Source organism: Halorubrum sp. CBA1125, from assembly GCF_009742825.1.
Classification (GTDB): domain Archaea; phylum Halobacteriota; class Halobacteria; order Halobacteriales; family Haloferacaceae; genus Halorubrum.
Genome location: NZ_WPCE01000226.1, coordinates 1 through 4,164 on the forward strand (window position 1 = coordinate 1; position 4,164 = coordinate 4,164).

Annotated in this window: 5 protein-coding genes; 4 read left to right on the forward strand and 1 reads right to left on the reverse strand. The window is 70.3% G+C overall.

Features of this window, described 5'->3' with window-relative positions:
- The coding region (locus GJ633_RS14595; protein WP_303646504.1) for a ketopantoate reductase family protein at positions 1-235 on the forward strand (235 nt) is incomplete at its 5' end.
- Positions 236-363: 128 nt separating this feature from the next.
- Here the strand turns inward: GJ633_RS14595 and GJ633_RS14600 are convergent.
- Complete coding sequence (locus GJ633_RS14600) at positions 364-585, reverse strand: hypothetical protein (protein ID WP_156589391.1); 222 nt, start codon at positions 583-585, stop codon at positions 364-366.
- A 344-nt stretch (positions 586-929) separates the two neighbouring features.
- Here GJ633_RS14600 and GJ633_RS14605 point away from each other — a divergent pair, with 344 nt between their 5' ends.
- The 3 genes from GJ633_RS14605 to GJ633_RS14615 all read left to right on the forward strand — a co-directional run.
- Complete coding sequence (locus tag GJ633_RS14605; protein ID WP_156589392.1) at positions 930-1,778, forward strand: CBS domain-containing protein; 849 nt, start codon at positions 930-932, stop codon at positions 1,776-1,778.
- Positions 1,779-3,575 carry a glycine--tRNA ligase gene (glyS, locus tag GJ633_RS14610; protein WP_156589393.1) on the forward strand — a complete coding sequence of 599 codons (1,797 nt, stop codon included), beginning with the start codon at positions 1,779-1,781 and terminating at the stop codon, positions 3,573-3,575. It abuts the gene before it with no gap.
- Between the two features lie 2 nt (positions 3,576-3,577).
- On the forward strand, positions 3,578-4,164 hold a 587-nt coding region (locus GJ633_RS14615; RefSeq protein WP_321169110.1), incomplete at its 3' end, for a dolichol kinase.

Genomic DNA, 4,164 nt, shown 5'->3' on the forward strand with positions numbered 1-4,164 from the left:
CGACCTCGACGGAGACGCCGCGGTCGCGGCCGTCGAGCGCGTCGCCGCCGACACGGCGGCCAACCGGTCGTCGATGTGCGAGGACGTCGAGAACGGCCGCCGCACCGAGGTGGACGCGATCTACGGCGCGATCGAGTCGCGCGCCGAGCGCCACGATATCGACGCTCTCACCTGCCGAACGCTCGGATCGCTGCTCCGAGCGTGGGAGGCGAGTCGGGACGTTCGACGAGAATAACGCGACACCGATCTGGTCACTGACGGCGGGATCGGGTCGCTGACGGCGAGGCTGACAGCGGTGTCCCCGCCGGGTCCCGTCTCGGGACCGACAGCGGAAGCTCCGGGATCGCCGGCGTCAGCGGCGACTCAACACCACTCTTCGAGCACGGTCGCGTCGGTCTCGTCCACCGAGACCCACGCGTTCTCCCGCGAGACGTCCGCGATCACGAACTCCGGCCGCGACGAGGAGGAGTCGATGGACGCCATGACGTCCGGCGAGTCCGGCGCCTCGAGGGTCGGATCCGTCGGCAGCGCCGTCCGACTGCGGTCGGGGTCCGGGTCGTCCCAGGGAGTGGAACTCCGTGACATGGTTGTGAATAGTTCACAGTAGTTATAAGCGTTGCGAACCGGAGACGACCGTCGTCGGCGAATTGGCGGTGTGAGTGAACATATCGACAACGAAATAGAGGATAGTCCGTCGATCGGTTATGAATACACGCTATTATATGTTGATCCGACGGACGAGTTGAAACGTTGTCGAGAGAGCCGAGTCGCCGCGTTCAGTCGACCGCCCGCGAGGGTCGAACGTCCGTGAGAGTCGAACGCCGCCGGGAGTCGGGCCGGCGATCGGATCCGAGACGGCGTCGATCACCGTCCCAGCGTCGCCGACCACCTTCGCAGTATACAAGAGGTGCCACGCTGAAAGACGGTGCATGAACGTATCAGACGCCATGACGCCGCGGTCGAACCTCGTCGTCGTCGAGATTCCGGGGAGCCGGAACGACGTGCTGGAGTATATCCAGGAACACGGCTTCTCTTCGGTCCCGGTCGTGAAGGACGTCGACGGGGAGGAGGTCTACCGCGGGCTCGTCACGCGCGACGACCTCATCGAGCAGCCGGACGAGGACCAGCTCGCGCTGCTGTTACGCCAGGTTCCCACCGTCGCCGCCGCCGACGACATCGTCGACGCGGCCGAGACGATGGTCGCGGAGGACGCCCGACGGCTCCCGGTCGTCGACGGCGACGCGCTCGTCGGCATCCTCACCGTCACCGACGTCGTCCGCGCCATCGCCCGCGGCGAGGTCGACGGCGAGACGCCGGTCGGCGAGCTCGCGACGCGCGCCGTCAACGCCACCCACACGGCGACGCCCCTGCCGGTCGCCGAACGCGAGATCGGGCTCGCGGACGTCCCGTACGCGGTCGTGCTCGACGACGACGCCGCCATGGCGGGGATCCTCACCGAGGTCGACATCTTAGAGGTCGCCCGCGTCGTCGAGGGCGAGGCGAGCACGGGCGACTCGATCGCCGAACAGGATTCCGAGTGGTCCTGGGAGGGGATCAAAGCGACCGGCGCGCGCTACCTCCCCACCCGCAACGTCGAGATCCCGGCGGAGGCGACGCGGCACTTCATGACCGAGGATCTCGTGACGGTCAGCCGCACCCGGACCGCGAAGGAGGTCGCCCAGGAGCTGATCGCGAACGACGTCGAGCAGGTCCCGCTCGTCAGCGGCACCGACCTGACGGGGATCGTCCGCGACGTCGACCTGCTGGAGGGGCTGTAGATGGCGGCGGACGACCTGGTGGAGCTGGCGAAGCGACGCGGCTTCTTCTTCGGCTCGAACGGCGCGTACGGCGGCACCGCCGGGTTCTACACGTTCGGTCCGCAGGGCGCGGCGCTCAAGCGGAACGTCGAGGACGCCTGGCGCGATCGGTTCACGATCCGCGAGGGGAACCGCGAGATCGAGGCGCCGACGATCATGCCCGAGGCCGTCTTCGAGGCCTCGGGTCACCTCGACGGGTTCAACGACATGCTCGTCGAGTGTCCCGAGTGCGGCGCGTCCCACCGCGCGGACCACCTCGTCGAGGACGCCACGGGGATCGAGGACGCCGAGGCACTCCCCGGCGAGGAGGTCGAGGCGCTCATCGCCGACAACGATCTCGCCTGCCCGTCGTGTGGCACCCCGCTCGCCGGCGCGCCGGTCGAGAACTTCAACCTGATGTTCGCGACGGACATCGGTCCCGGCGACGCCCAGCCCGGCTACCTGCGGCCGGAGACGGCCCAGGGGATCTTCGTCGAGTTCCCGCGGCTGAAGGAGTACGCCCGCGGCTCGCTGCCGTTCGGGATCACCCAGATCGGGCCGGCCTACCGCAACGAGATCTCGCCGCGAGGGGGCCTCCTCCGGCTCCGGGAGTTCACGCAGGCGGAACTGGAGCAGTTCGTCGACCCCGAGGAGGACGAGCCGCCGCTCGACCGGGTCGAAGACGTCGAGGTCCGGCTGTACCCCGCCACGGAGCAGGCGGCCGACGACGGGGAGTACCTGCACACCACGATCGGGGAGGCGGTCGACGACGGCGTCATCGGCTCCCCGTGGGTCGGCTACTACCTCGGGGTCGCCCAGGAGTGGTACGAGCGGGTCGGCGTGGACATGGATAGGTTCCGCTTCCGCCAGCACCTCGCGGGCGAGCGCGCTCACTACGCGGCCGACTGCTGGGACGCGGAGAGCGAAGTCGGCGGCGACTGGATCGAGATCGCGGGCTTCGCCTACCGCGGCGACTACGACCTCTCGAAACACGACGAGTACGGCGACGACGCGTTCACGATATTCAAACGCTACGACGAACCGAAGACGGTCGAACGCGCGACCGTCGACCCCGACATGTCCGTGCTCGGTCCCGAGTTCGGCGGCGACGCGGGCGCGGTCGCGGAGGCGCTGGCGACGCTCGCGGAACGCGATCCCGACGCGTTCGACGCGGAAACCGTGACCGTCGAGGTCGGCGAGGGCGACGCCGCCGAGACCCACGAGGTCGACGCCGACGTGGCGAACTTCGCGGTCGAGGAGGTGACCGAGACCGGCGAGCACATCACGCCGCACGTCGTCGAGCCCTCCTTCGGCGTGGGCCGGACCGTCCAGACGCTGCTCGCGCACGCCTACCGCGAGGACGAGGTCGACGGCGAGGAACGGACGTACCTCTCGCTCGTCCCCGAGATCGCGCCGCAGGACGCCGCGGTGTTCCCGCTGGTGACCAACGACGACCGGCTCACCGCCCTCGCGGACGAGGTCGCCGCCGACCTCCGGGCGGCCGGGCTCGCGGTCGCGTACGACGACTCGGGTTCTATCGGGCGGCGCTACCGCCGGCAGGACGAGATCGGCACGCCGTTCTGTGTCACCGTCGACCGCGACGGGATCGAGCGCGACGGCCCCGACACGGTCACCGTCCGCGAGCGCGACTCGGCCGCACAGGTCCGGGTTCCGGTCGACGACCTGGCCGGCGAACTGGCCGCGCTGCGCGCGGGCGAGTCGTTCGACGCGCTCGTCGACCGGTACGAGACCGTCGCGACCGACGTCGAGACGAACTGACCGTGACCCTCCCGGCGGCGGCGTGGCGCGAGCGCGTGGAGTTCGAGCGGCGGCTGGTCCACGCCGGCGGCACCCTGTACCCGGTGCCGTACCTGCTGGGATGGCTCTCGTGGGGCGAGACGCGGGTGCTGCTCGTCGGCGGGCTCGCCGTGGTCGCGGCGCTGGAGTTCCTGCGGCTCGTCGTCGGGCTGGATCACGCCGTCTACCGCCGGCTCACGCGCGAGTACGAGGCCGACGCCGTCGCCGGCTACGCCCTCTATCAGGTGAGCATGACCGGGACCGTCGTGCTGCTCGGCCCGACGCTCGCGGTCCCGTCGATGTGGATGCTGTCGGTCGGCGATCCGGTCAGCGGCGCGCTCGCGGACAACGAGGCGACGGAGGCGAAGCGGCCCGCCGCGTGGATCGCGATGTTCCTCGTCTGCTTCGGGCTGGCAGTTCCGTTCACGATCCCGGCGTACGGCGCGGATCCCGGCGTCATCGTCGCGGCCGCCGGCGCGGCACCGGCGGCGGTCGCCGACGGGCTCCCGCCGGTGATGCGCGGCGTCGCCGTCGACGACAACCTCACGATCCCGCCGGCGGCCGCCGGCGG

Bases quoted from the DNA above. Each gene is read 5' to 3' on its own strand.
- GJ633_RS14605 (WP_156589392.1), top strand. From the start codon at position 930: ATGAACGTATCAGACGCCATGACGCCGCGGTCGAACCTCGTCGTCGTC.
- glyS (WP_156589393.1), top strand. From the start codon at position 1,779: ATGGCGGCGGACGACCTGGTGGAGCTGGCGAAGCGACGCGGCTTCTTC.
- GJ633_RS14600 (WP_156589391.1), bottom strand. From the start codon at position 585: ATGTCACGGAGTTCCACTCCCTGGGACGACCCGGACCCCGACCGCAGT.